Genomic DNA, 25,189 nt, shown 5'->3' with positions numbered 1-25,189 from the left:
TCGGTATGCATGGCACAAGCAGTGTTTGATGCACTCTGTTCGATAGTGGTTAGCCGGCTCAACTTCGGATGCATGTTGCGACCGCCGCTTTTCAGGTGACCACCGACCAACTCTCCGGCGCGGTGTCCTCACCGTTTGCGCGCCCCTTGGTGGCATGGATGCCGCTCAGGAGCCTCCATGGACGGATTCACGCGTGTCCCGGAAGCGCTGAGGGCACCGCGCACTCAGCAGATCAGACGGTTGATCCAGGCAGTCGACCGCGCCCGGACGCGCGACGATTCAAATCCCGGTCGTCCTATGTGTGAAGCCAGCGGCGATTCGGTATTCCGGCTCGTCGACGGAACGAAGAGACGGTGAGCGACACGCGGCGTGACCGGATAGGTGACGACGCGCGGGCGCTCGTCGTCACGTCAGATGCCTCGTAAGCGCAGAGGCGCCGCGCCTGCCGCCCACCCGGCCTGGAACATGCAAATGACGCGCCGCAGCCGGTGCATCCCCGCGCCATCCACCGCGCTGACGCATTACCAGCGCACTACACGCCCGCGCAAGCTCAGCCTTCCGAAGCAGGCGTGGCATCGCCCGCATCGCGCGCCACCGCCGCACCCGCGCGGCTGAAGCGGATTTCCTGTGGCGATTGCAGCGCGATGCCGGCAGTGTCCATGCGTTGCAGCAACGCAAAGAACAGTTCGCTACGCACGCCGTACGAATCGCGCGGGCTGCGCACATAGGCAAACGAATTGAAGTTGACGTGGCCGCCGGCCAGCGAGTCGATGAACACCACCGGCGCCGGCTCGGCCAGCACCTTGGTGTGCTCGGCAAACAACTCCAGCAGCATGTCGCGCACCTTGGCCACATCGGTTTCCAGCGGCACCGAAAACTGCAATTGCACCCGCCCCAACGGATTGGACAAGGTCATGTTGCGCACGCTCTTGGTGATCAATTCCGAGTTGGGCACGATCAGCGTGGAGCGGTCGCCGACCTGGATCTCGGTGGCGCGCACGCTGATCTTGCGCACGTCGCCTTCCTGGTCGCCAATGCGCACCCAATCGCCAATCTTCACCGGCCGCTCGGCCAGCAGGATCAGGCCCGACACAAAGTTCTGCGTGATCGCCTGCAAGCCAAACCCGATACCCACCGACAACGCGCTCAGCACCAGCGCCAACCGTTTCAGGTCCAGGCCCAGCGCAGTCAGGCCCCACACCACCACGATCAGCCAGCCCAGATAGCGTGCCACCGTGCTGATGGAGTTACGTGCGCCGGCATCGAGTTCGGTCTTGGGCAGATAGGTGTTGAGCAACCACTGCTGCACCACATGCACCACCCCCATGCCCAGCAGGAACACGCACAGCGCACGGAACACATCGCCGGGGGTGATCACCAGCTCTTTGCCGATGTTGATGCCGTGGGTGATGTTCTCCGCCCAGTCGGCCACCACGCTGAGATTGGCGCCATACGGCGTCAGCAGCAACGCGATGCCCAACAGCACCAGCACCACGCGGGCCGCCGCCGAGATCAGCAATCCAAGCTGCACCAGGCGTCCGCTGCCGATGCTGAGCGCATGCGCGAGCGCACGGCTGAAACGGCCATCGGGCTTGAACAGCCAGGTCATCAGATCGTCGGCGAACACCACCAGCAAGCCGAGCAGGCTGCAGACCAGGGTGATCCAGATGATCTGCCGCTCCACGAACAACGCCAGATTGAGATAGCCGAACAAGGCGGCGATCAGCGCAAAGATCACCGCCAGATGCCCGAGCAGGCGGATCAGCACGATGAAGCCGCCGCCGCGCGAGACCACCGGTGGCGGCGCGTCGCTGTCGGGATCGACCACACCGGCATTGGCCGCGTGCGCGCGCAACGACAAGCTCAGGCCCGCCAGCGCCGACAGAATCAATCCGGCATACAGCAGTGCCGCCACCGCATCGGTGGCTGTATTCAACGCCGGGCTGCTGCCCGCCGCCTCGTTGATCTTGGACGCCATGCCGCTGCACCAGATCACCGCTGCGGTGGCCAGGCAATGCACGCGCAGCCGATCGACGGTGGCGTCATCCAGCGGGAACAACCGCCAGCTGGGTTGATGCTTCATCAGCAGACTGGCACTGAGCGAGCCCACGAAGGCGGCCACCAGACTGACCGCGACAAACCCGGTCAGCAGCTGGTCCAGATCCTCCGCCACCTGGCCGAGCGAGCGGATACTTTCGACCAGGACAAACGCCGCGACTCCAAGCGTCAGCGTGCCGATCAGCAGAAACCACAATGCCAGCCCCGAGCGTCGCAAGCGCCCGCCCGGCGCGCGCGAGGCGGCATACCGCCGGCCCAGATGGCGCAGGAAGATGCGCAGCGGCAGGGCCAGCAACAGCGCGATCAGCACACCGGTGATCAACCCGCCGACGCCATTGGCGGCGGTTCCGGCCTGCACCATCTGCACCGTCCTGGCCGACAACGCCTGCAGGCGCGCGCGATCGTCAGGCCACTGCTGCGCAATCTGGTTCCAGAATGCCGGCGACAACGGCGAGGCCACGCGCGTCGAGAGCTGCACGCTGAAGCGTTGCACGCGTTCGCGCTCGAGCCGATCGGCCAGGTCCTTGGCATCGGAGACCAACAGCATGGCGCGCTTGGATTCGGCATCCAGCCCATCGCGTTCTTTGGCCAGCGAGTCACGTTGCTTGGTCAGGTCTTTTGGCTCGCCTGCTTGCTTGACGCCAAGCGCCTCCAGCCGCACGTTGAGTTCCTTCAGCGGCGGATCCAACGTGCGCACCAGATCCTGCGCCTGCCGCTGCGCGCCGGTGACCTCATCGGTCAGCTTGCCGAGCTGATCCTTATCGGACTTGTCCAGCCCCGCTTCGGCCTGCTTGAGAACCTTCTGCATGCTGTCGAGTTGGGCCTGCGCATTTTCCTGCAGCGTGTCCTCATCCTGCGCCACCGCAGCACCCACGCAAACCATCCACAGCGCCACCAGCAACAGCAGGCGCCGCACGACGCCGCGATGGGCAGTTGGAACCACTCGAAATTCAGACACGGGCAGGTATCGGGCAGGCGCGGACGATGCGCAGAGCCCGCAATCTTAAGCCACCGCCCGGAGCGGTTCCGGCAATCCGGCTCACCCCGGCCGCGCCGATTCAGCGATGAGTGCGCCCACCAGCGGAGACAATTGGAACCCGCAGTGCACGTAGTGGGCCCATTGGCCGGCGAACCGACCGGGTCGGGAAGCCCAGCGAGCGGTGTGCATGTCGAGACCGTGTCCAGGGCGATGAGCCACGTGAGCCGAAGACAGTCCACGTTCGAGTTGAGCATGTGATCGAAGCCAGACAGGCTCACGTAGGCGAATGCGGAGTGCGCGCAATGGCAAGCAGCTAGGGACAGCCGCAGTCGCCCGACAACAGGCGTCCTCGCCAGTCAGCACGCCCTGGCGTGCCTGGGCATCCAGTCCCCCACCACATGGCTCTGCGACGCCAGCCAACCAGCGCATGAACGTCGGTGCCGGGCTGTCACCTCGTGCCAACAGTTGGCTGTCGCAGAATCGAATCACCGCTGCGGCAGACGCAGCGGATGACCGCGAAGGAGACTCCTATGCAGATCCAGATCCAGACCGACAACCACGTGCCGCATGACCCCTCCGTTGTGCAGCACGTCGAGAAGACCTGTGCCGCGCAGTTGGCGCACTTTGCCCACGACATCACCCGCGTGGAAGTGCATTTGCGCGACGAGAACGGTCAGCGTGGCGGTGCGGCGGATCGGACCTGCAGTATCGAGGCGCATGTCGCCGGCCTGCCGCCCATAGCCGCCAGCAACAGCGCCGAAACCACCGCGTCTGCGGTCACCGGTGCGGCCCGCAAACTGCGCAGCGCCATCGAAAGTGCCCGCGGCAAGCAGCAGGCCAAGGCGACCGCCCCGGCGCCAGACCCCTTGTAAGGTCTGCACTGCGGGGCGGGCGCGCCCGCCCTGTGGCAGCCCCTGGCCCCGCACATCGCGTGGCCACTCATCCCTGAAAACGCGATCGGCCCGTTTGCAATGGCAGTGCCATCACAAACGGGCCGACTCATGTCTGGTGCGCCCGGAGGGATTCGGACATTCCGCGTAATCGTTTGTTTAAAATGGATTTAATCAAGTTAATAGCGGACCGATTCCCCCATGGATGCCCCCAACGTTTTGGGGCTCGATTGGGTGCGGATGGACAGCAGTGGACAGATGAGTCATAGATGAACAGACGAAGACCACTGATATGGAATGCAGGCCAGCGCCACCGATGCGGTAGGGATGGACAGAAGCCCTAATGACTGATGCTCCGCGTCGGCTGCGTCCGACGTCCCCCCAATTTTGAGTAGCGCCTCAGTTTGGAGTCCAATTCCCTACCCCGAGGAGATTGGACGTGAAGAAACGTTTTACTGACGAGCAGGTCATCGGCTTTCTGCGCGAAGCCGAAAGCGGCGTCGCCATCAAGGACCTGTGCCGGCGGCATGGCTTCAGCGAGGCCTCGTACTATCTGTGGCGCAGCAAGTTCGGTGGGATGAGCGTGCCCGATGCCAAGCGGCTCAAGGACCTCGAGTCCGAGAACGCGCGGCTGAAGAAGTTGCTGGCCGAGCAGCTGTTCGAGAACGACCTGATCAAGGATGCACTGCGAAAAAAGTGGTAAGCGCACCGGCGCGTCGTACGCTGGTGCGCGAATGGATCGGGCGTGGTGCCAGCGAGCGTCGTGCGTTGGCAGTGATCGGTATGAGCGCCAGTGCACTGCGCTATTGCCCGCGCGAAGATCGCAATGGCGAACTGCGCGAACGCATCTGTGCGTTGGCGCATCGCCATCGCCGCTATGGCGTGGGGATGATCTATCTCAAATTGCGGCAAGAAGGGCGCATCGTGAACTACAAGCGTGTGGAGCGGTTGTACCGCGAGCAGCAGCTGCAAGTGCGCCGCCGCAAGCGCAAGAAGGTCCCAATAGGCGAGCGTCAACCGCTGCTGCGGCCATCGCAGGCCAACCAGGTGTGGTCGATGGACTTCGTGTTCGACCGCACCGCCGAAGGCCGGGTGATCAAGTGTCTGGTGATCGTGGACGATGCAACCCACGAAGCGGTCGCCATCGAGGTGGAGCGCGCGATCTCGGGCCACGGCGTTGCGCGCGTGCTGGACCGACTGGCGCACAGTCGCGGTTTGCCGAAGGTGATCCGCACTGACAACGGCAAGGAGTTTTGCGGTAAGGCGATGGTCGCCTGGTCGCATGCCCGTAATGTGCAACTACGGCTCATCCAGCCAGGCAAACCGAACCAGAACGCCTACGTCGAATCCTTCAACGGCCGACTGCGCGACGAATGCCTCAACGAGCATTGGTTCCCGACGTTACTGCACGCGCACACCGAAATCGAACGCTGGCGACGCGAATACAACGAGGACCGACCCAAGAAAGCAATCGGCGGCATGACGCCGGCTGCGTATGCCCAACATCTGGCAAACACCGATATCATCAACCCCGGACTCTAAACCAGGCCGCTACTCAGGGCGGGGGGACGTCGTCGCCCACGGTGCCGCCCTTACCAGGCGGACATTGCTGAGCAGAGGCCAGCTGTCGGACACATTACAGCAAATTCGGTCAAGCCGGCTTCACTTAGCCGGTAACCGAAATCTCAACGATGGCGTCAGCAAGCGCCTGCACATGCTCAAGCGGAGTAAATACCTGTGGAGTCACCCGGATACAGGCTCCGCTAGCAAGATCGTTTCGAACCACTGTAAAGATGCGGAATTCTGTCTCAAGGCGAGTCTGGAGTGCACTCACTTGCACCTTCGACGTCTGTCCGCGCAGGCGGAATGCCCCCATTCCCGATGCGTTTTTAGGTCCGGTCGCGCCTAATACCTCAACCGCCGACGACCCTTCAAGGCTGGCGACCCATGCTTCGCGGAGGTAGTTCAGCCGCGCTTGTTTATTTGCGCCGCCAATAGCGCGGTGAAAAGCGAGAGCATCAGGCACAGTAAGAAATGAAGCGAAGTCAGATGTTGCCAAGTGCACGCGATTGGCCACATCCGTATCACTGCTGTCCTCTCCTGGAAATGGCCTCACAGGCAGCAGTGTTCCGTGCCGCATGTAAAGGGCCCCGACACCTACCGGCGAGCCGATCCACTTGTGGAGATTGAAGACAGCCCAGTCAACGTTCAAGTCGTCAAGGGTGAAGTCGAGCAACCCCCAGGATTGTGCGCAATCGCAAATGACGTGGATGCCGCGGCGCTTGGCAATAGCCGCGATCTCTCGCACTGGCAGCACTAGACCGTGTTGATTGCTGACATGAGTAAGCAACATCAGCTTGAGATCCGGAAGCGCATCAAAGGCTTCTCGATAGATCCTTATGTAATCCTCATCGGTTCCCGCAGCCGGGAGACTCAGCATCGTTCCCCTTACCTGCCGCGACTCTGCGAGCCAGGACATCATGCGCTTGAACTCGGGGTAGTCGGCATCTGCCCACAGGATCGCGTTACCGGAACTCAATTCGTCATACTGGGTGATCAGATTGACGAACGACTCAGTCGCGTTGCGGGTGAGCATCAGCTCCTCGACGCTGACACCGAGAGCATCGGCAACTGCCGTCCGCGCTTTCAGAAAATCGCGATCGTACTCACGGCGTGCATACCACGACAATTCGCGATTGACTCTGTGCGTGTGGCGAGCCAACGCCTGCTCTACTGGGATGGACATCTGTCCCCAATAGCCGTGCTCGAGGTTGATGATTTCCTCTTGGATTGAATAGAGTCTACCTACCGCGCGCCAGTGGGCTTCGTCGCGTGCAAGCTCATGCGGGCGTTTGTTGGAAACAGGAATGTCTAGTTCATTGCTCACAGCAGACGACTCAGGAATCAGGGGCGCGGCAGCCAGCGAAGCGGACATCTTCAAAAATCCTCTGCGATTGCCCATTCAAGTCGTCCTCTGTCAGGTGTGGAGCTTCAAGCATCGTCGTCGTGTGCTTAAAACGTAAGACCGGCGCGCATAAATAACGCACGACCCGTAAAGCCGAACGGCGATGTGGCGTTATACGGATGCGTGCCTGCGTTGTCCGAGCCATTGGTCCCCACTGCAACACTGGCCGCAGTGGACGCGATATTCTCGTCCGGATACACATCAAGCAGGTTCTGCGCCCCGATGCTCACACGCAGGGCCGGCGTCACCTGTGCTGAGAGTTCCAGATCGGTGATGATCTTTGGCGAAAAGGTCTGGATGATGTCGTAGGTGGTGGCCGAGGCTGGCACCAAGCGCGTGTCGTAGCCCGGCGTGAGCACTGCAACCTGCGCTGCGTTCTTGCCAGTCAGGGCCACGCTGGAGACTTGGCCATAGCGGGTGTTTGTCAGGTTTGCCGAGAAGCGGCCATGCGTATAGTTCAGATTGAGCATCAGCTTGTCGCGAGGCTGACTGTCTGAGTACCGCAGCTGCTGGGTCAGGTCGAACAGCGGCGTGGTGATGCCCAGCGCAGCAATTGGTGCAGGCGTGCCGGCAATCCGATCAAAATCAGTGGTGTTGTAATTGCCAGCAAAGGTGCCGGTCAGTGCTCCGCCAAGTTCAAATTGTCGCCGATAATTGATGACCAGATCCATGCCACGCGTGACGGTGTCCACAGCGTTGGTCAAAAACGAAATCGCCGCGAATCCGGACTGTCCATTGGCCGCAAGGTAGTTGGTCAGGCGCGGGTCCTGGAACGTCGAGGAAATCGCAATGCGGTCGCGGACCTTGATCTGATAAGCATCAAGTGAGGCTGACCAGTTGCCTTCCTGAAATACCGTGCCAAGCGAAATGTTGTTCGACGTTTCAGGCTTGAGATCGGTCGCCCCGGCCAGCTGCGCCGCCTCGGCTCCCACCGCGGCAACACGCACGATCGCCTGCGCCCCATTGAGAATCAACGTATTGGACGCGTTGTAACCAGACTGCGCCAGCGCTGGAGCACGGAAGCCGGTGTTGTACGAGCCCCGTAGCGCCCATTGTTCGCTCAGCTGAAAACGACTCGCGATTTTGACGTTCGTCGTATTGCCGAAATCGGAGTAGCGCTCATGGCGGGCGGCAGCGCTCAGCAGCAGGCGGTCGCTAGGCGATTGCTCGACTTCCACGTAGATCGCCTGACTGTTCCGGTCCAGCAGCGCGTTGTCGTCCGGGCCATTGCTTGGGCCCGGCTGTGAGCCGGGAATCGCAGGCCTTCCCGCGTTGGGCCCGTCCAGGATGGGCACGCCCCCGTTAATGTAGCCAGCCTCGGCGCCGGACAACAGCCGGTACTGCTCGTAGCGATGCTCTGCGCCTAATGCCAAGCGCAGTGGGCTGAAGCTGCCCAGGGCGAGCTCTCGATTCAGATCGAGATTGGTTGTCCATTGATCAAAGTCGGCGCCGCTGCGATAGAAACGTGTTGGCGAACCGGCGCCGAGCGAGACATTGACGCTATTGGCGTAAAACAGGTCCTGCGTATTGCGCCCGTAGACCGTGGATAGGTCCCAACCGAATCCTGCAAGCGCATGGCCTCGCAGACCCAGCGCAACCGATGTGTTGTCGATGCGTGTATCCAGCATCGGGCTGTAGCCATCCGGATAGATGGCACGCACCGTCTCGTCCTGACCCGCACGCCGGAAGAAGTAAGTGATATCCCCATCCAGGCGGCTGTGGCCGCCGAAGGAGTAGAACTCCACCGCATCAGACAGGGGCGTCACTAAGTTGTAGAACAGCTGCCGATTGGTGCTTGGCTGGGTGCCCTGGAAGAACACGTCCCGGTCAAAAGCGGCTTCGAGGGGATCAAGCCTGCCATTGGGCGCGGTCAGCCCTGTCCCGGAGCCATAGTTGCCGGAGGGCATCACCGGCGCACCAGCAGCGTTGGCGCCGAAATACTGTTGCCGAGTGTCGGGACGCGCCCGGTTGCTGGCTGCGATGTCTTGCACGGCCGCAGTGAGCCGCACGACGCCTTCCCTGCCGATGGGGAATCCCGTCGCTGCGGCCACCTCATGCGTTTGACCGTCGCCCTTGCTGGTAGCAAGGTAAGTGGCGTGCGCCACGGTCTCCAGCGAGCGGTCCAAGGTGAGGTTGATGACGCCGGAGATTGCATCGGACCCATATTGCGCCGCTGCGCCATCGCGCAGGACTTCCACGCGCGATAAGGCCAGGGACGGGATGGCGTTGAAGTCGATCGAAATATCGCCGCGTCCAACACCATTGCTTGAGTTGAGATCCGCCGACGTGTGGCGACGCTTGCCATTGACCAGCACCAGCACCTCACCCGGCCCCAGGCCCCGTAAAGACGGCGGCATGAGGTAGTCGCCGGCACCCGATGCAATCGGGCGCGGGATGTTGAAGCTGGGCACCTCGACCTTGAGCATCTGCAGCAGATCGACGCGCCCGTTGCGCTCCATCTCCTCTCTGGTAATCAGGTCCACTGGCGTTGGCGACTGCAGCATCGAGCGACCGCCGAAGCGGCTACCCACCGTAATGACCTCGAATTCCTTGTCTACCAGCGTAGACGAGTTCGCTTCCCGATCTTCAGCGAAGGCTGGCAGTGCCACTGCAAGACTCGTTGACAGCATTCCCGTCACCGCAAGAGTTCGACTACGCAACATGCACACTCCCCATCAAGAATTATTGTTACATAATAACAATTTGTTTCAATATTTCGAGTGGCGACCGGAAATAGTCGGCGAGAGCAAACGTGCGCTCCTCATATTGGGGACGGCTCAACCGCCTCTCCCGGCGCTGCTGCTGAGGGAAATACCTAAAGTCCAGCTCGCCTAACACCGACTGCCTGTTGGACTCTTGTCGTCCATGATCATCCGCCACCAAGCAGCGCCTGGCTGCGGCTTTTTTTGTGATGTTTCGAACAACCAACGGTGCTGGGCACCATCAAGGAAAAATGCTCTTGGGCGTTACCGCAACTCGTCACGTGGGCGATTATCTGCTAACGGCGCACTTCTCACCGGCTGACGGTAAATTCCTACCCGAACTCCTATTTCCAAGCCCGGTGGCATCACACTTCATCGTCAATCCATATCCGGTGTTGCCTTCACTGACCGAAACGCCGCGTACGACTACGCCAAACACTGGTTGGCTACATGCTACGTGTCGAGCAGAGGCTCGGTGAGCGAAGTCTAGCAACACACGCGCTCACCATCGCGCCCTCGTCCGTGGGTTACTCAGCGCATGGAGCATGTGGCATTGGCGTATTCGCTACCTGAAACCTTTGCGAAAGGCAGACAGACCTTGCGGCAGGCGTTGCTCCAACACACATTGCGACACTTTGTCGCAGCCCTTCGACGATCTTGACCCAAAGACCATTCGTCGGCCGCTTCCATTAGAATCGGAATGTGCACCGTTCACGACGCCACCACTGGTTGCTTGCCTGCGCATGGCTCGCCATTCTCTTGATGCTCATTGCGCCGTTGGTAAGTCGCGCCCTGAAGCAGTCCGAAGCATCGGCCTCCTCAGCGCTCAACGTAGTGCATCAGCATGGCTCGCGTTTTAAGCAGACGCCTCGCCACCAGCATCACCACGATGCGGTAGACGTGCTGGAGACGGCTTCAATTTCATCCCACGTCTATCCCCATCACGACGCAGACGATGAGACGGCAAATGCACGCCCAATGCCCGGCCCACATGCCGAGCATGACATGGGCGTCGACTGCGATTACTGCGTGATTGCTGCCCGTTTGATCAGTCTGTTGATTGCAGTGCTACTGCTCCTCACTGGCTGCCCTGGCAGCTTCGGGCGATTAGCAAGGCTCGCTAATACGCGCCTATCGCTGCTCTCAAGCACCTTGGGTGCCCGCGGCCCCCCTTCCGTCGTTCTCGCCTGACACAACGTTCCGGTGCGGCATCTTTTCCGTCTTTGCTTTGGGCTGGCGGCTATTGGCTTGTATGGCTGCCAAGTTGAGGTGTAGCGGATCTGCTAGGACGAGACTGAGCCGTCGAGTGCCCGGTTTGAACGATTTGCTCCTGCGCGAGCAAGGGCGAAGCGTCGTCGCACGTTGTGAGGTTGACGCGTGCAAGTGCCTGTGCACTGCAGTCCTTACGATTTAGAGCGGCTGACAAAACATAGCGAACAGCCGTCAGGTGGGCGCGGAAGGAGCCTAGGAACCGCAGTGTACGAGTTGTACATGAGGATTCCGGGCACCGGCCGCGCTCGCCTGGCGGCTGCGCAGGAGTTTTGTTAGATGCTCTTAATTGAGGACCGGAGTTCCTGACTCTAACGGACCGACACAGTCCGCCGTGCGCTTGTGCTTTCATGCCAAACGCCTGCTAGCACCCTGTTCGTCCTTCTTGAAATCGGAGCAAAACACCATGAATTGCCAATCCATTAAAGCGTTAGGCCTCAGCGCCCTGCTGGCACTTTCAAATATTGCAGTCGCAGCCGACGCACCTAAAGTCGCCTTCTCGCTACCGGCGCTTCCCTACGCGACCAATGCATTGGAACCGGCCATCGACACGCAAACGATGGAGATCCATCACGCACGCCATCACAAGGCCTACGTCGATAACCTCAACAACAAGGTCGAGGACTACCCAGCGTTGTCGACCACGTCTGTCGAAGACATCCAGGCCCATATCTCTCTGTACGACGCGGCGGTCCGCAACAATGCCGGCGGCCATTACAACCACAGCCTGTTCTGGACGCTGATGGCACCCGCAGGCCAGGGAGGAACGATATCGCCGGCCCTCAAGGCAAAACTGGCACAGTCGTTCGGCTCCGAAGAGGCCTTCAAAACCAAGTTCTCCGAGGCGGCCACAAAAATTTTCGGCTCGGGATGGGCCTGGTTGATCGTCAAACCAGACGGCTCACTGGCGATCACCACCACGTCCAATCAGGACAACCCATTGATGGATGTCGTGTCCGACCGCGGCATGCCACTGCTGGCCCTGGATATGTGGGAACACGCATATTACCTGCATTACCAAAACAAGCGGGCCGACTACATCAAGGCGTGGTGGTCGGTGGTCAACTGGACCGAGGTCAACGCCCGCTTTGGCGCTGCAGCCAAGCGCTGACCGGCCAATCCTCGCCCACGCCCATGGCTCTTCGAAGATTCCTTGCCCACGCTATCCGCAGCTGGGCCGCCATGGCGGCCTTGGTGCTGGTGGTTGCGCCGGTTGTCAGCCGGTGGGTTGAATCGCTGCCGCAGCAGATGGTCATGGAGGCCATGTGCGAGACGGGCCACCAGCTGGCAACCAAACCGGCCACGCTGGCCCTGGGTAGTCGCGAAGGGCAAATCCAATTAGGCAAGCACGCCCTGCCCCACGACGCTGCTTGCGAGCACTGCCTGCTGGCAGCGCTTCTTCTCACCCCGCATGACTGGACCTGGAGGCGTGCCGCTCCCACTCATGCCTCAGCCGGCAGTGACGTTTGTGCGTCGAATGTCCCGCGGTTCGCCAGCAGCACCGCACACCGTCCACGTGGCCCTCCGATGGCGGCGTAGTCGTTCTCAAACAACGCCCGCTTGCGCCCACGGCGCTATTCCACCTGGAACCACCCATGCATTCCTTTCCCTCGGTCCTCCGTCCGGGACGCCTAGCCTTGGCTCTCGTTCCATTCCTGCTGCATTCCACTGGAGTCTTGGCACAACAAGGCCCAGCGCCCCGAACGCTCGACACGGTCCGGGTCGTCGACGATCGCGCAGTCACATTGACTGACATCAGTTCGACCGGTTCGGCACTCGGTCTGAGCGTGCTCGATACTCCCGCAAGCCTGACCGTTATCTTGCGTGAGCAACTGAACGCACGCGGCAATGCCAACCTAAACAATGCCATCACCTGGGCCGGTGCCATCAGCGCGATGCCTCATCCAGGCAATGGCCTGAGTGCCCTATCCAGCCGTGGTTTTACCGACAGTGCGTCGGTCATGCGTCTGTATGACGGCATCCGACAGTACGGCGGCGTGGGAGTCACGTTTCCTTTTGACACGTGGTCGATCGAACGCATCGAAGTGTTGCGTGGCCCGGCCTCCGTCATCTATGGCGACGGCGCGATCGGGGGCGTAGTCAACATCGTGCCCAAGAAGCCTCACTTTGGCCCGGTGGAAAACGAGCTTCGAGCTACCGTGGGCAGCCAGGACACGGCACGACTGGGGGTCGGCAGCGGGGGCGCGTTGAGCTCCAACCTCGCCTACCGGCTGGATGTCAGTGGCAATTACAGTAGCGGCTGGGTGGATCGTGGCTACAACGGTGATGCCACCTTCTCGGGCGCATTGCTCTGGCAAGCGCGGCCGGACCTGCAATTCACACTGACGCATGCAGAAGGCTATCAACGCCCCATGCGTTACTTCGGCACGCCATTGGTGGACGGCCAACAGCTGAATGCGTTGCGCCACGAAAACTACAACGTCTCTGACAGCGTCATCCGGTTCCGAGACCGTTGGAGCCAGCTCGACGCGGTGTGGACGCCCAACAATACGGTTGAATGGCGCACGCGCCTTTACCAGGTCGACAGCCAGCGCGATTGGCGCAATGCCGAGGCCTACGTCTATAACGCGACAACCGGGCTGATCGACCGCTCCGACAACACGCAGATCACGCACAACCAGGACCAGACCGGTCTGACCTCCACGCTGCGGTTGCGGGGTGGTCTTGGCCACATGGACAACACCTTTGCCGTTGGCGTAGATGCCAACCGAGCCCACTTCAAGCACACCAATAACACCTACTCGGGAAGTTCCGGGCCGGTGGACCTGTTCAATCCGGTGCCGGGCCGGTTCATTAGCGACGCGCCGAATATCCCCCGGTATCGCAACAGCGCCGAGCAATACGCGCTCTTCCTTGAAGACCGTTTGGCGCTGACCGACCGCTGGTCCATCTTGGCAGGCCTCCGCCATGACCGTGCCATTGTTCAGCGCACCGACCTGATCAGCGGGCAGCGGACGTTCTCAAAGACTTACTCAAATACCGGCTGGCGTACCGGAACGGTGTTTGCACTCCGGCCAACGTCCACGCTTTACGCCCAGTTCTCTCAAGCGTCTGACCCGATCAGTGGTCTGCTAATGATCAGTCCGAGCAACGGGGCATTTGATCTATCCAGAGGCAAGCAGGTGGAAGTTGGCTTCAAACAGGGCTTTGATGGCGGCGAGTGGACCTTGGCTGCCTATCGCATTCGCAAGACCGGTTTGCTTAGCCGCGACCCCTTGAACCCGGACCGACGTGTCCAGGTGGGCGCACAAACGTCCAAGGGGGTGGAGGCGTCCTTGGCATGGGTCTTCGCGCCGGCATGGTCGCTGGATCTCAACGCCACCGTGCTGAAGGCAGAGTTCGAAGATTTTCTGGAGAACACTGGTTCGCCGGTCATCGCGGTCTCTCGGGATGGCAACGTGCCGCCCAACGTCGCCGAGCGCTTGGCCAATGCGTGGGTGAGCTGGCAGGTGGCTACAGACTGGACGGTCGCCACGGGTGTTCGGTATGTCGGAAAGCGCTATGCGGACACTGCCAATACGTTGCAACTTCCGGGCTATGCCACCACGGATGTCACGGTCTCCTGGCAGGCCCGCCCAGCCACCCGACTGACCGCCCGCGTCTTCAATGCCTTCGACAAGACGTTCTACGAAACGGCTTATTACACCGATACCCAGTGGCTGCGGGGTGCCGACAGGCGCGTCGAGTTCACCGTGGACCATCGTTTCTGATGGCCAGTCACATCTCGACCTTCCCGCTCATTGTTGGAGTTTTCATGCATCCCTCCAGGGCCACACCGTCCGCTCCCTCCCGCCTGGCGTTCGCGCTTGCGGCTGCTCTCGCTTCGCCCGCACTGCTCGCCGCGCCTTCGCTCAACCAGGACGCAGTGTCAGCACAAGATCCTGCATCACCCCAAACTTCCGAGCCGGCATTCAACAGCTGGACATTGGACACGCTCCAGGTGCGTGCGAAACGCGACAGCTATACCGTTTCCGAATCCAGTGCTGCCACGCGCACCGATACCCCTCTGTTACAAGTACCGCAATCGGTCCAGATACTAAGGTATCCCCACGTTTTACACCGTAAGAACCTGTTCACGATCTTCTGAGTAATAGTGCCAAGAAGGCCAAATGGATGAACTGCAGGCTGGTGTTGAGTTTGCGCTCGCAGTTCTTCCATAGCCTTCGGTTCTTCTCCAGCCAAGCAAAACTACGCTCGACGATCCATCGCTTGGGCATGACCTTGAAGGTGTGCAGTTCGCTGCGCTTGGCAATCTGCACCGTGAGCTGCTCGCCTAAAATCTCTCGCACGCCGTCGGCAAACCGTACGCCGGTGTAACCGCTGTCGCACAGTAAGCTTTGTACATGCGTCAAGTCTGACTGGCAGCGCTCCAACGCCTGCAGCGCACCTTTGCGGTCGGTCACCTCCGCCGTCGTCACCGCGATTGCATGGGGCAATCCCTGAGTATCAACAGCGATATGCCGCTTGATGCCCGACACCTTCTTGCCCGCGTCATATCCCTTTTGCCCTGCTGTGTCGGTGTTCTTTACGCTCTGCGCGTCCACGATCAAGAACCTGGTGCAGGCGTTGCGCTCCTGTCTGGCGCGGGCCACGCCAACCTGATTTTTTAAGTGCCTGCTCCAGCAGGCTCACTCCCTCATCGTTGCACTCGCTCCACTTGGCAAAGTACGAGTGCACGGTCCGCCACTTCGGAAAGTCGCTGGGTAGCGCTCGCCATTGGCAACCGGTTCGCAGCAAGTACAACACTGCGCACCACACCTCATACACATCCACACGGCGTGGCTTGGTGCGCTTACGCGCTTGTTCCAGGATCGGCAGCACGTGTTCGAACTGCTCCCGGCTCATGTCACTCGGATAGGTTTTTTGGCGCATCCGCATAGTCTGCACTGATCAGGAAAGATCGTGAACAGGTTCTAAGCATCATCTGCCCGCGTACTGCCGCAGGCAGTGCGCGCAAGCGCCCTATCCCCGTGAGACGGGTTCCATCGGCCACTGCCTGACCAGCGCTTCTCGGCCGATGCGTAGCGTGGAGTAGAGCTTGCGTGTGCTGTTGCGAGGAGACAGCCACTGGGCGATACCGGTCGCTTCGCATCCCAGCCCTGCCAACCAGCTGGCGAATGCAGCCAACGTATTGATCAGCAGCAGGATCTGCAGTCGCTCGCCGCGTCGGGTCAAACTGTCTTCCAGCGCCTGGCCGTAGCGATGTGATTTCAGATCGCGAAAGGCCAGTTTGATCTGCATCCTTCGTGCGTACAGATTAACCAACTGCTTTGCGCTGGGTGCGTGCAGCTGTGGGGATGCAACGATGAGCCAAGGCTCGCGCTCACGCGCTGCGGCCTTCAGACTCGATGACGCACGTGAGGCTTTGGCGGGTGAGCGGCGATTGCACCGTTTGCGCCCTTGCCGTGCCTTGGCGTAAACCACCAACCTGCAATCGAGTGGATCGCTGCGATTGGCCTGCATCGGCGGTAACTCGCATGCACGATTGGACGCCAACACATGCAGTTTCCGGCTATCGATCCACTGATCTGCTCCATCCCGCACGTCCTGCGGCTTGACTTGCGTGCGCCCGCGCAATCGCCCAACCCAACATCAGCCCATGGCCGATACAGCGCGGAACCACGGTGTCCGGAAGCCGGCGTCAGTGACCAGGATCGGGCGAACATCGTCCGGAACCAGTGCCCTCAGTTGGTGCAAGAAGCGTCTTTCTGCACCAGGCGATCCCTGCTGCTTTCCTGGCACTACCATGTCCAGCAAGGTAAGCGTGCGGCCGCCCACCGGCACCGCTGCGCGCAGCAGACACCACGATTTGTCTGGCTTCAGATCGCTCCAGTCGATGACGATTACCGGCTGCGCGCCGCGCAGCAGCCAGTGCGCCATCTCGTGGTCAATCACCGATCGCTCAACCTGCAAATTGCGATTACTCAACAGGCGATCAACTGCCTTGAGCGGCGCGCGCACCCGCAGTGCGCTCGGCCACGAACGTGCGATGTCCATCAGTGTCAGCCTGCGTCCGTGCAACAACGCCTCGACCGCATGCAGCAACGCGCGTTCGCGCAACGCATGCATCCCGGACAGTGAGTTCGGCAGGCACTTCTGCAATACTTCGCTGGCGCGCATGGTCGTCAACCTTCTCTGGCTTAGTCACCTTGAAGATTGCGCCATGCGCGCACTTTCTTCCAGGCGATCATGTCGCAAGTGATTGATCTGACAGGAGGAAATGTGGGGAACCTCAGGGTTGGGGTCCTTTTCGACGATCCTGCCATTGCGCTTCATCGTCAGGACGGAATTCTTCTTGCCATGCAGGGCCAGGAGCTCTGCAGCGACAGCTGCAAAGCTGGGCTGGGACCGATCAACGCGCACCAGCCTGTCGACCCTCCTCTTCTCACCTGGGTCAATGCCGGACCGGAGGACTTTGCGTGCTTCCAGATGCTGCGCTCGCACCTCCGCCAGGCTGACCTCTGGGTAGACCCCCAGTGCCAAGCGCTTCTCCTTACCGCCAAAGCGATACTTCCATCGCCATAGCTTGGCGCCTTTCGGCGAGATCTCGACATACAAGCCGCCGCCGTCGAACAGTCTCACGGGCTTGTCAGCGGGCGTTGCGTTACGCACTGCGGCGTCACTCAGGGGCATGGGGGCATCCGCTTTCGCACTGGGGGCTGGTGCCCCCATCTATGCCCCTACGAGCCTGGATTTCAATGGATCATGGTGGACCTAGGAAAACCTCAGGCAACAAAAACCCCCGATTTCTCGGGGGTTTTGGACTTTCTTGGATGTCCCGGAGGGTTCATCTGGTGCGCCCGGAGGGATTCGAACCCCCGACCAATGGCTTCGGAAGCCACTACTCTATCCGGCTGAGCTACGAGCGCCTGGCCGCGCATTATGCCAGAACCGGCGCCATGCGCGTGATCCCTGGGCCGTGGCCCGCTTCCCGGCGCGCATCCCTCCGCGCGCACCAGCCGAAGGCGCATCCACATCTATCCGCGCGGTCGCAAAGATGGGGCTATCCCTCCAGCACCGCAGCGCCCCGCACCTGAAAACCCACTTCAAAAGCGCGCCCAACCGCAGCCAACAGCGACGTCCACACCGTCAAGCGCATGACCGCGGCCGAGCGGCGCTGCTACCCTTTGCAGCATGAGCAAGCAAGGTTTCGAGAACGTGCCCATGGCCCCTGCGCTCACGTGGCCAGAGCGCCTGGGACAGTATTGGAAGTTGGTCCGTGGTGACCGCCCGATCGGCAGCCTGCTGCTGCTCTGGCCCACCTGGTGGGCGCTATGGCTGGCGGCCGGGGGCCTGCCGCCGTTGTGGACCTTGTTCGTGTTCACCGCTGGCGTCTGGCTGACCCGTTCGGCCGGCTGCGTGATCAACGACTACGCCGACCGCTGGCTGGATCCGCACGTAGAGCGCACAAAGTCGCGTCCGCTCGCCACCGGCGCGGTCTCCGGCCGCGAGGCGCTGTGGGTGTTCGTGGTGTTGATGCTGGTCGCCTTCGCGCTGGTGCTCAGCCTCAACTGGCTGACCGTGGCGCTGAGCGTGCCCGGCCTGTTTCTGGCCGCCAGCTATCCCTATCTGAAGCGCCACACCCATCTGCCGCAGGTATACCTGGGCATAGCGTTCGGCTGGGGCATCCCGATGGGCTTCGCCGCCGTGCAGGGCAGCGTGCCGCTGCTGGCCTGGCTGCTATACGCCGCCAACATCCTCTGGGCCACCGCCTACGACACCTGGTATGCCATGGTCGACCGCGAGGACGACCTCCGCATGGGCAGCAAGTCCACCGCCATCCTGTTCGGCCGTTACGACCTGATCGCGCAAGGCGTGCTGTATGCGCTGATGTTCGCGGCCCTGGTGCTGGTGGGCTTGCGCGCCGGCCTCAGCATCGCTTACTGGGCTGGGCTGGGCATCGCAGCGCTGCTGGTGGCCTACGAATTCCATATCGCGCGCCACCGCGAACGCGGCCCCTGCTTCCGCGCCTTCCTGCATAACAACTGGGTAGGCCTGGCGATCTTCGTCGGCATCGCCGCGTCGCTGGCGTTGCGCTAGCGGGTAGATGCGCTAATCGCGCCGCGCGTTAAGCCCGCAGAGGCCGCGAAGACACAGGTTGCCCGGCACTGGTGCGCGCCTTGGAGCGCCCGCGCAGCAACCGCGGGCCGGGGCGCGGAAAGTGGTTTGGTTGCGGCATGGCTCCACCTGTCAGGCGCCGGCTTCGGTGGGCTGCGACAGCGCGCCCGGGGATCGGCTATTCGGCTCGGTCAGACGTCCTCTGCCTGATTCGCCGCAGCGACACATCCATGTGCCGCTCTGCGCCAATCCCCGGGCGCGCTGTCGCCTCGGCGCGTTGTTGTCATGACACCGATAGCGGCGCAACTGGATGACCGTCGCCGACAACGTTGCGGGCCAGGCCTCACGGCGCAACGCTACAACGCGCAAGCCACCATCCCTCACGGCACCCGCGCGCAGACCCAGGCGTCCACGCGCTGCACACCGGCGCGCCGCAGCGCCTGTGCGGCTGCATGCAAGGTGGCGCCCGTGGTCATGACGTCGTCCACCAGCGCCACATGGGTGGGCAGCGGCCCATGCGCCAGAAACGCATCACGCAGATTGCGTCGGCGCTCGTCGGCATCCAGTTCGGACTGTGGCGCGGTGGCGCATACGCGGCGCAGCAGCGGCAGGCAGGGCAGCTGCAGTGCGCGGCCCAGAGGTCGGGCCAACTCCAGCGCCTGGTCGTAACCGCGCTGGCGTAGCCGATGCCGGTGCAGGCTCACCGGCACCAGTGCCTGTGGCCGCGGCAAGGCGGCACAGCGCGCGGCCATCAGTTCGCTCAGCACCCGGCCGGCCGCCAGATCCTGATGGAACTTGAAGCGTCGCAGCAGCCCGTCCACCGGCCAGCGATAGGTGAAGCAGGCATATGCGCGCTGTAGCGGCGGCGGGTGCTGCAGGCACTGGCCGCACAACGGGAGCCCGGCAGCGGCAAACAACGGCGTGGCGCAGCACGCGCAGGCAGTGCCATGGTCTGGCAGCGCCGCCCGGCAGGATGGGCACAGGTCGCAATCGTCGGTGCCCGACTCCGCGCACACCAGGCACAGCGATGGCAGCAGCAATCGCAGCAGCCGTTGTGGCCACCTGTAAACCGAATGCGGATGCGTGAAGTTGACAGCCTCGTCCATGCTCACCAGACTGCCTGGCTTCCAAGCCGCTGACTGTCAGGAAACCCCGATGTCCGTTGTCGTCCGCCATGACTGGGATCGCAAAGAACTGCATGCGCTGTTCGCGCTGCCGTTTCCCGAGCTGCTGCATCGCGCCGCCAGCGTGCACCGTGCCCACTTCGACCCGGCCGAGGTGCAGGTCTCCACGCTGCTGTCGGTCAAGACCGGCGGCTGCCCGGAAGATTGCGCTTACTGCCCGCAGGCGCAGCGCTACGACACCGGGGTGAGCGCACAGAAACTGATGGACACCGAAGATGTGGTGGCCAAGGCCCGCCAGGCAAAGGCCGCCGGCGCCTCGCGCTTCTGCATGGGTGCGGCGTGGCGCTCGCCCAAGGACCGCGACATCCCCAAGGTGGCCGCCATGATCCGCGAGGTGAAGGCGATGGGCCTGGAAACCTGCGCCACCCTGGGCATGCTCGACGCCGGCCAGGCGCGCGCGCTCAAGGACGCCGGGCTGGACTACTACAACCACAATCTGGACACCGCGCCGGATTACTACGACTCGATCATCCACACCCGCCAGTACCAGGACCGCCTGAACACCCTGGAGCACGTGCGCGATGTGGGCTTGAAGACCTGCTGCGGCGGCATCGTCGGCATGGGCGAAACCCGTGAGCACCGCGTCGGCTTGTTGCACGCGCTGGCAACGTTGCCAGCGCACCCGGACTCGGTGCCGATCAACCAGTTGGTGCAGGTTCCCGGCACTCCATTGCACGGCACCGAGCTCCTGGATGCATTCGAGTTCGTGCGCATGATCGCGGTGGCGCGCATCGCCATGCCCAAGTCGATGGTGCGCCTGTCCGCCGGCCGCGAGGCGATGAGCGACGAACTGCAGGCGCTGTGCTTCCTGGCCGGTGCCAACTCGATCTTCTACGGCGAAAAGCTGCTCACCACCGGCAACCCTGATACCGAGCGCGACCAGGCGTTGTTCCAGCGACTGGGCCTGCGCCCGATGCAGATCACCGTCGACGCCGCCGAGCACGACCACCCCGGCACCGTGCATGCGGACATCACCTGCGGCGCCGCCTGCGAGCACGCGGCCTGACCGCATCAGCGCCCAGCCGGCACCGGCCGTCGGTGCCGGCTGGGCGCGCTGGGCCCGGCACGCTACGCTAGCGGCCCTCTTCTGCTGTCGACGAACACCATGGCTCGCCCCGATCTGCACGAACGGATTTCGTCGCTGCGCAAATTGCGCGTGGCCCAGGAGCGGGTGCGGGTGCGGCGGCAGGTGGGCCGCCGCGACGGCGTGCGCCTGGAAATCGATGGGCGTTGGCTGACCGGTTTCTGCTCCAACGATTACCTGGGGCTGTCGCAGCAGTTTGAAGTGGTGGCCGCGCTGCAGGATGCCGCCGCGCGCGATGGTGCCGGGGCGACTGCTTCGCATCTGATCTGCGGCCATCACACCGCGCACGAAACGCTGGAGCGCGACATCGCCGAATGGCTGGGCTATCCGTCGGCGCTGCTGTTCGGCAGCGGCTTCATCGCCAACCTGGCCGTGCAGCAGGCGCTGCTCAGCGAAGAAGACGATGTGTGCGTGCAGGACCGGCTCAATCACGCCAGCCTGCTGGATGCCACGCGCCTGGCCGGCTGCCGGTTGCGCCGCTACCCGCACCTGGATGTGGAAGGCGCGATGCGCCAGCTCAAGGGCGCGCCGGAGGGCGCGGCAATGCTCGCCAGCGACGGTGTTTTCAGCATGGATGGCGACGTTGCGCCACTGCGTGCGCTGAGCCTGGTCGCGCGCATGCAGGAGGCCTTGTTCTATGTCGACGATGCGCACGGCGTGGGCGTGCTGGGGCCGCAGGGCCGCGGTTGCGTGGCCGATGCCGGGCTCGGCGTGGCCGAAGTGCCGCTGCAACTGGTGACCCTGGGCAAGGCCCTGGGCGGCTATGGCGCGGTGGTGGTGGGCGAAGAAGCGCTGATCCGCCATCTTGCCGAAACCGCGCGCCCGTACATCTACACCACCGCGCTGCCGCCCGCGCAGGTGGCCGCCACCCTGGCTGCGGTGCGCCTGGCGCGTCGCGACGATTGGCGCCGCACGCGGCTGACCGAACTGATCGGCACATTCCGCGATGGCGCGCGCCGGCATGGCCTCGAACTGATGGCCTCGGACACCCCCATCCAGCCATTGCTGTGTGGCGAAGAGGCCACCGTGATGGCGATGTCGGCGGCGCTGGAGCAAGCCGGCTTCATGGTCGGTGCGATCCGCCCACCCACCGTGCCCGAAGGCAAGGCGCGGCTGCGTGTGACGTTGTCGGCATTGCACACGCCGCAACAGGTGCAGGCCCTGGTCGATGCCATTGTGCAGGCGCGCGATGTGGTCAGCCGCCAGCCGCAGCGCGCGCTGGCCTGAGCATGCACGCCCCGACGCCGGCGCAACGCCGCGTGTGGGAGGCAATGGCCGAGCTGTATCTGGACACCGCAGTCGATGCCATGCACGCGCGCATCGTGCACTGCCTGGCGGAGTCGCCGTTTTCGCTGGAACAGCTGCGCACGATGTTGTTGCACGACGTGCACCCGGTGCTGCGCAGCAATGTGTACAGCGTGGCCGGCGTGTGGGACGGCTTCGATCCGGCGTGGTTGAGCGCGGCCATCGCCGCACACCGTGCGCGCGCGTGGCGCTGGCCCGATCGCTGGTGCTGGCGCGGCTACGCACGTGCGCAATGGCGTTGGCTCGGCCCACGCGTGGCTGCGTTGCGCGCCGAGGCCGCAGCTACCTGACCCAGCACGCGTGATCGGCGACACTACGCGCATGCATATCGACGTCATCGGCCACGGGCCGGCACTGGTTCTTCTGCATGGCTGGGCACTGCATGGCGGTGTGTTCGCACCCTTGGTGGAGCGCCTGGCACCGCACTACCAACTGCATCTGGTGGACCTGCCCGGGCATGGCTTCAGCCACGACGACACTACGCCGCTGGCCTTGCCGCACGTGGTGGCCGCAATCGCCGCGGCCACGCCGGCGGCGGTCTGGGTGGGCTGGTCGTTGGGCGGCCTGTTCGCACTGCATGCAGCGGCCACCCAACCGCAGGTCCGCGCGCTGGCGATGATCGCCGCCACGCCGCGCTTCGTGCGTGGCAGCGACTGGCCCGATGCGGTGGAACGCGAGGTCTTCGTGCAATTCGGCCAGGATCTTGCGCGCGATTACCGCGGCACGCTCGACCGGTTTCTCGCCCTGGACACGCTGGGCTCGGCGCATGCGCGCAGCGAATTGCGCAGCCTGCGCGAGACGCTCACCGCGCGCGGCGAACCGGCAGCCAGCGCGCTGCAGGATGGCCTGGGCCTGCTCGAACGCACCGACCTGCGCCGCGCGCTGGCAACGCTTGCGCGGCCCAGCCTGTGGATCGCCGGGCAACGCGACCGCCTGGTGCCGGCCGCCGGCATGCATGCCGCGGCTGCGCGCGCGCCACACGCACAGGCACTGACCATCGACGGCGGCGGACATGCACCGTTCCTGGGCCACGCCGACCAGGTGGCCGAGGCGTTGCACCGCTTTGTTGCAGCATTGCCCTGAGAGACTCGCACCGTGTGATGCGGCAGGAAGGTGCCTGCGCAGATGCATGGCAAAGGCTTCACGTCGGCCGCGGCGTGTAGTGAGGATTCACTGGCCGCAAGCAATCGTGAGCTGCGTTGGATGGGGTGCACTTCCGCTGACGCAGGCCTGAGCCTGCCCAGTACATCGATAACGCAATGCGCGAGCGCTGCAGATACAACCTATCTCGTCAGCCGCTTTCGGTGGCATGCCGCCCAGGATCGCGCATGGCGGACTCGTGCTTTCTCCGCGCCACAGTGCGAATCGCACTGCACGCAGCACACTGTTTTTTTGTTTCCCGTCGCTATCGACGGTCAGTGCAACAGCATCTCGCGCCTGATCAACTCCAGCTACGTCTGCCGGGCCTGAAGGACACGCGCTTGTACGTCGACAAGCTGCCGTACACCGGCCTGTACGTACGCAAGCCACTCAGGCGTTTCAATCCGCATCGACGACCTGCTGATCCCGGATGAGAAGACGGGTGCGCGCATCCTGCGCAGGATGTGCGCCCGACCAACTAAAACGCACACCTGAGATGATGAGCTCATGCCGTCCTGGTGCCACCGCGCCCATGAGCCGCGGCAATCCACGCAGCACGCATCGCAGCCGCCTCTCGCAGCCATTGCAGTGATCGCGAATCGCCACGCAATGCGAGATCACTGCCTCGGACTACCGCCAATCAACACACTGTCCGATCCACCAGCACTCGCCGTGCAGTCGCGATCACCGATCATGCGCATTCGTTGATTTGAAGGAGCACCGCATGGATCTGGGAATCGCCGGGCGCTGGGCCTTGGTATGTGCCGCCAGCAAGGGCTTGGGCCTGGGCTGCGCACAGGCGCTGGCACGCGAAGGCGCCAATGTCGTGATTGTCGCGCGTGGCCGCGAGGCTTTGGAGCAGTCCGCCAGCAACTTGCGCGCCCTGCCCGGCGCGGGTGAGGTACGCAGCGTCGTCGCCGACATCACCACCAGCGAAGGCCGTGCCGCTGCGCTGGCCGCCTGCCCGCAGGTCGACATCCTGATCAACAACGCCGGCGGGCCGCCGCCGGGCGATTTCCGTCAGTGGGAGCGCGCGGACTGGCTGCGTGCGCTCGACGCCAACATGCTGGCCCCGATCGAACTGATCCGCGCCACGGTCGATGCGATGCGCGCGCGGCGCTTCGGCCGCATCGTCAACATCACCTCCAGCGCGGTGAAGGCGCCGATCGACATCCTGGGCCTGTCCAACGGCGCGCGCGCCGGTCTCACCGGCTTCGTGGCCGGGCTGGCGCGCAGCACCGTGGCCGACAACGTCACCCTCAACAACCTGTTGCCGGGCCAGTTCGCCACCGACCGGCTGCGCGGCAACTTCGCCGCGATCGCCGAGCAACAAGGCACCAGCGCCGAGGCGGTGGCCGCGCACAAACGCGCCGGCATCCCGGCCGGGCGCTTTGGCGAGCCGGACGAGTTCGGCGCGGCCTGCGCATTCCTGTGCAGTGCCCAGGCCGGCTACATCACCGGACAGAACCTGCTGATCGACGGCGGCGCCTACCCGGGCACGTTTTGACGCCACTGGCGCTGCGCATCAACACGC

At 63.1% G+C, this 25,189-nt stretch carries 17 protein-coding genes, 1 tRNA gene, 1 other RNA gene and 1 pseudogene; 11 read left to right on the top strand and 9 right to left on the bottom strand.

Annotation, left to right across the window (positions count from 1 at the left end):
* Nucleotides 1-550: 550 nt before the first annotated feature.
* Nucleotides 551-2,974, bottom strand: a complete 2,424-nt coding sequence (locus ACCQ09_RS02030; RefSeq protein ID WP_040940459.1) for a DUF3772 domain-containing protein — start codon at nt 2,972-2,974, stop codon at nt 551-553.
* A 593-nt stretch (nt 2,975-3,567) separates the two neighbouring features.
* Between ACCQ09_RS02030 and ACCQ09_RS02025 the strand changes: the two genes are divergently transcribed.
* Both ACCQ09_RS02025 and ACCQ09_RS02020 read left to right on the top strand, forming a co-directional pair.
* Nucleotides 3,568-3,909, top strand: coding sequence for an HPF/RaiA family ribosome-associated protein (locus ACCQ09_RS02025; protein WP_040940458.1), 342 nt, complete (start codon nt 3,568-3,570; stop codon nt 3,907-3,909).
* Nucleotides 3,910-4,366: 457 nt separating this feature from the next.
* A protein-coding gene (locus ACCQ09_RS02020; RefSeq protein WP_108133936.1) for an IS3-like element IS1404 family transposase occupies nt 4,367-5,469 on the top strand; the annotation gives its coding sequence in 2 pieces (ribosomal slippage) (nt 4,367-4,625 and nt 4,625-5,469; 1,104 coding nt in all).
* Between the two features lie 124 nt (nt 5,470-5,593).
* On the opposite strand, the gene ACCQ09_RS02015 is transcribed toward ACCQ09_RS02020, so the two are convergent.
* Both ACCQ09_RS02015 and ACCQ09_RS02010 read right to left on the bottom strand, forming a co-directional pair.
* Nucleotides 5,594-6,862 (bottom strand): aminotransferase class V-fold PLP-dependent enzyme, encoded by a 1,269-nt coding sequence (locus ACCQ09_RS02015; protein ID WP_228428356.1) that lies wholly within the window; start codon nt 6,860-6,862, stop codon nt 5,594-5,596.
* A gap of 77 nt (nt 6,863-6,939) precedes the next feature.
* Nucleotides 6,940-9,555 carry a TonB-dependent receptor plug domain-containing protein gene (locus ACCQ09_RS02010; RefSeq protein ID WP_197708522.1) on the bottom strand — a complete coding sequence of 872 codons (2,616 nt, stop codon included), beginning with the start codon at nt 9,553-9,555 and terminating at the stop codon, nt 6,940-6,942.
* A gap of 801 nt (nt 9,556-10,356) precedes the next feature.
* Between ACCQ09_RS02010 and ACCQ09_RS02005 the strand changes: the two genes are divergently transcribed.
* Entirely contained in the window at nt 10,357-10,785 is a 429-nt protein-coding gene (locus ACCQ09_RS02005; protein WP_080641364.1) for a hypothetical protein, read from the top strand.
* A 226-nt stretch (nt 10,786-11,011) separates the two neighbouring features.
* Here the strand turns inward: ACCQ09_RS02005 and ACCQ09_RS02000 are convergent.
* Nucleotides 11,012-11,087: non-coding RNA, sX9 sRNA (locus ACCQ09_RS02000), on the bottom strand.
* Nucleotides 11,088-11,269: 182 nt separating this feature from the next.
* Between ACCQ09_RS02000 and ACCQ09_RS01995 the strand changes: the two genes are divergently transcribed.
* A complete protein-coding gene (locus tag ACCQ09_RS01995) occupies nt 11,270-11,974 on the top strand; it encodes a superoxide dismutase (protein WP_014509275.1) in 705 nt (234 codons plus the stop codon).
* A 484-nt stretch (nt 11,975-12,458) separates the two neighbouring features.
* Nucleotides 12,459-14,594 (top strand): TonB-dependent receptor, encoded by a 2,136-nt coding sequence (locus ACCQ09_RS01990; protein ID WP_040940452.1) that lies wholly within the window; start codon nt 12,459-12,461, stop codon nt 14,592-14,594.
* Nucleotides 14,595-14,957: 363 nt separating this feature from the next.
* Here the strand turns inward: ACCQ09_RS01990 and ACCQ09_RS01985 are convergent.
* The 4 genes and pseudogenes from ACCQ09_RS01985 to ACCQ09_RS01970 all read right to left on the bottom strand — a co-directional run bounded on the left by ACCQ09_RS01985 (nt 14,958) and on the right by ACCQ09_RS01970 (nt 17,753).
* Nucleotides 14,958-15,756 (bottom strand): IS5 family transposase gene (locus ACCQ09_RS01985; protein ID WP_108133935.1). Its coding sequence is split into 2 segments (ribosomal slippage): nt 14,958-15,486 and nt 15,485-15,756, totalling 801 coding nucleotides; the frame shifts between segments, so codons are not numbered across the junction.
* Nucleotides 15,731-17,004, bottom strand: a pseudogene (locus ACCQ09_RS01980) (IS4 family transposase). The gene ACCQ09_RS01985 and the pseudogene ACCQ09_RS01980 overlap by 26 nt, the downstream one beginning before the upstream one ends.
* A gap of 24 nt (nt 17,005-17,028) precedes the next feature.
* Complete coding sequence (locus ACCQ09_RS01975) at nt 17,029-17,517, bottom strand: Arm DNA-binding domain-containing protein (RefSeq protein WP_228428357.1); 489 nt, start codon at nt 17,515-17,517, stop codon at nt 17,029-17,031.
* 159 nt (nt 17,518-17,676) lie between these two features.
* Nucleotides 17,677-17,753: transfer RNA gene (locus tag ACCQ09_RS01970), tRNA-Arg, on the bottom strand.
* A 265-nt stretch (nt 17,754-18,018) separates the two neighbouring features.
* Here ACCQ09_RS01970 and ubiA point away from each other — a divergent pair.
* Entirely contained in the window at nt 18,019-18,924 is a 906-nt protein-coding gene (gene ubiA, locus ACCQ09_RS01965) for a 4-hydroxybenzoate octaprenyltransferase (protein ID WP_040940451.1), read from the top strand.
* A gap of 398 nt (nt 18,925-19,322) precedes the next feature.
* Here ubiA and ACCQ09_RS01960 read toward each other — a convergent pair whose 3' ends face one another.
* A complete protein-coding gene (locus tag ACCQ09_RS01960) occupies nt 19,323-20,048 on the bottom strand; it encodes a ComF family protein (RefSeq protein ID WP_014509279.1) in 726 nt (241 codons plus the stop codon).
* 49 nt (nt 20,049-20,097) lie between these two features.
* Here ACCQ09_RS01960 and bioB point away from each other — a divergent pair, with 49 nt between their 5' ends.
* From bioB to ACCQ09_RS01935, 5 genes are all read left to right on the top strand, one after another.
* The gene (bioB, locus tag ACCQ09_RS01955; RefSeq protein ID WP_047676886.1) at nt 20,098-21,132 is read left to right on the top strand and encodes a biotin synthase BioB; all 1,035 of its coding nucleotides are present in this window, start codon (nt 20,098-20,100) and stop codon (nt 21,130-21,132) included.
* 99 nt (nt 21,133-21,231) lie between these two features.
* Nucleotides 21,232-22,437: an 8-amino-7-oxononanoate synthase gene (gene bioF / locus ACCQ09_RS01950; protein WP_040940449.1), complete on the top strand. Its 1,206-nt coding sequence runs from the start codon at nt 21,232-21,234 to the stop codon at nt 22,435-22,437.
* 2 nt (nt 22,438-22,439) lie between these two features.
* Nucleotides 22,440-22,805 (top strand): DUF7079 family protein, encoded by a 366-nt coding sequence (locus tag ACCQ09_RS01945; protein ID WP_040940448.1) that lies wholly within the window; start codon nt 22,440-22,442, stop codon nt 22,803-22,805.
* A 31-nt stretch (nt 22,806-22,836) separates the two neighbouring features.
* Nucleotides 22,837-23,598, top strand: a complete 762-nt coding sequence (gene bioH / locus ACCQ09_RS01940; RefSeq protein WP_011035639.1) for a pimeloyl-ACP methyl ester esterase BioH — start codon at nt 22,837-22,839, stop codon at nt 23,596-23,598.
* 781 nt (nt 23,599-24,379) lie between these two features.
* Nucleotides 24,380-25,162, top strand: coding sequence for an SDR family oxidoreductase (locus ACCQ09_RS01935; RefSeq protein ID WP_016944935.1), 783 nt, complete (start codon nt 24,380-24,382; stop codon nt 25,160-25,162).
* The last annotated feature ends 27 nt before the right edge of the window (nt 25,163-25,189 follow it).

Source organism: Xanthomonas sp. NCPPB 2586 (assembly GCF_041475775.2).
GTDB classification, from domain to species: domain Bacteria; phylum Pseudomonadota; class Gammaproteobacteria; order Xanthomonadales; family Xanthomonadaceae; genus Xanthomonas; species Xanthomonas campestris.
This window is presented reverse-complemented; position numbering and strand designations above follow the sequence as displayed.

Excerpts from the sequence above, each read along its gene's own strand:
- ACCQ09_RS01990 (WP_040940452.1), top strand. The coding sequence starts at position 12,459 with ATGCATTCCTTTCCCTCGGTCCTCCGTCCGGGACGCCTAGCCTTGGCT.
- ACCQ09_RS02010 (WP_197708522.1), bottom strand. The coding sequence starts at position 9,555 with ATGTTGCGTAGTCGAACTCTTGCGGTGACGGGAATGCTGTCAACGAGT.
- ubiA (WP_040940451.1), top strand. The coding sequence starts at position 18,019 with ATGAGCAAGCAAGGTTTCGAGAACGTGCCCATGGCCCCTGCGCTCACG.
- bioB (WP_047676886.1), top strand. The coding sequence starts at position 20,098 with ATGTCCGTTGTCGTCCGCCATGACTGGGATCGCAAAGAACTGCATGCG.
- ACCQ09_RS01995 (WP_014509275.1), top strand. The coding sequence starts at position 11,270 with ATGAATTGCCAATCCATTAAAGCGTTAGGCCTCAGCGCCCTGCTGGCA.
- ACCQ09_RS02005 (WP_080641364.1), top strand. The coding sequence starts at position 10,357 with ATGCTCATTGCGCCGTTGGTAAGTCGCGCCCTGAAGCAGTCCGAAGCA.
- ACCQ09_RS01960 (WP_014509279.1), bottom strand. The coding sequence starts at position 20,048 with ATGGACGAGGCTGTCAACTTCACGCATCCGCATTCGGTTTACAGGTGG.
- ACCQ09_RS01975 (WP_228428357.1), bottom strand. The coding sequence starts at position 17,517 with ATGCCCCTGAGTGACGCCGCAGTGCGTAACGCAACGCCCGCTGACAAG.
- bioH (WP_011035639.1), top strand. The coding sequence starts at position 22,837 with ATGCATATCGACGTCATCGGCCACGGGCCGGCACTGGTTCTTCTGCAT.
- ACCQ09_RS01935 (WP_016944935.1), top strand. The coding sequence starts at position 24,380 with ATGGATCTGGGAATCGCCGGGCGCTGGGCCTTGGTATGTGCCGCCAGC.
- ACCQ09_RS01945 (WP_040940448.1), top strand. The coding sequence starts at position 22,440 with ATGCACGCCCCGACGCCGGCGCAACGCCGCGTGTGGGAGGCAATGGCC.
- ACCQ09_RS02015 (WP_228428356.1), bottom strand. The coding sequence starts at position 6,862 with ATGTCCGCTTCGCTGGCTGCCGCGCCCCTGATTCCTGAGTCGTCTGCT.
- bioF (WP_040940449.1), top strand. The coding sequence starts at position 21,232 with ATGGCTCGCCCCGATCTGCACGAACGGATTTCGTCGCTGCGCAAATTG.
- ACCQ09_RS02025 (WP_040940458.1), top strand. The coding sequence starts at position 3,568 with ATGCAGATCCAGATCCAGACCGACAACCACGTGCCGCATGACCCCTCC.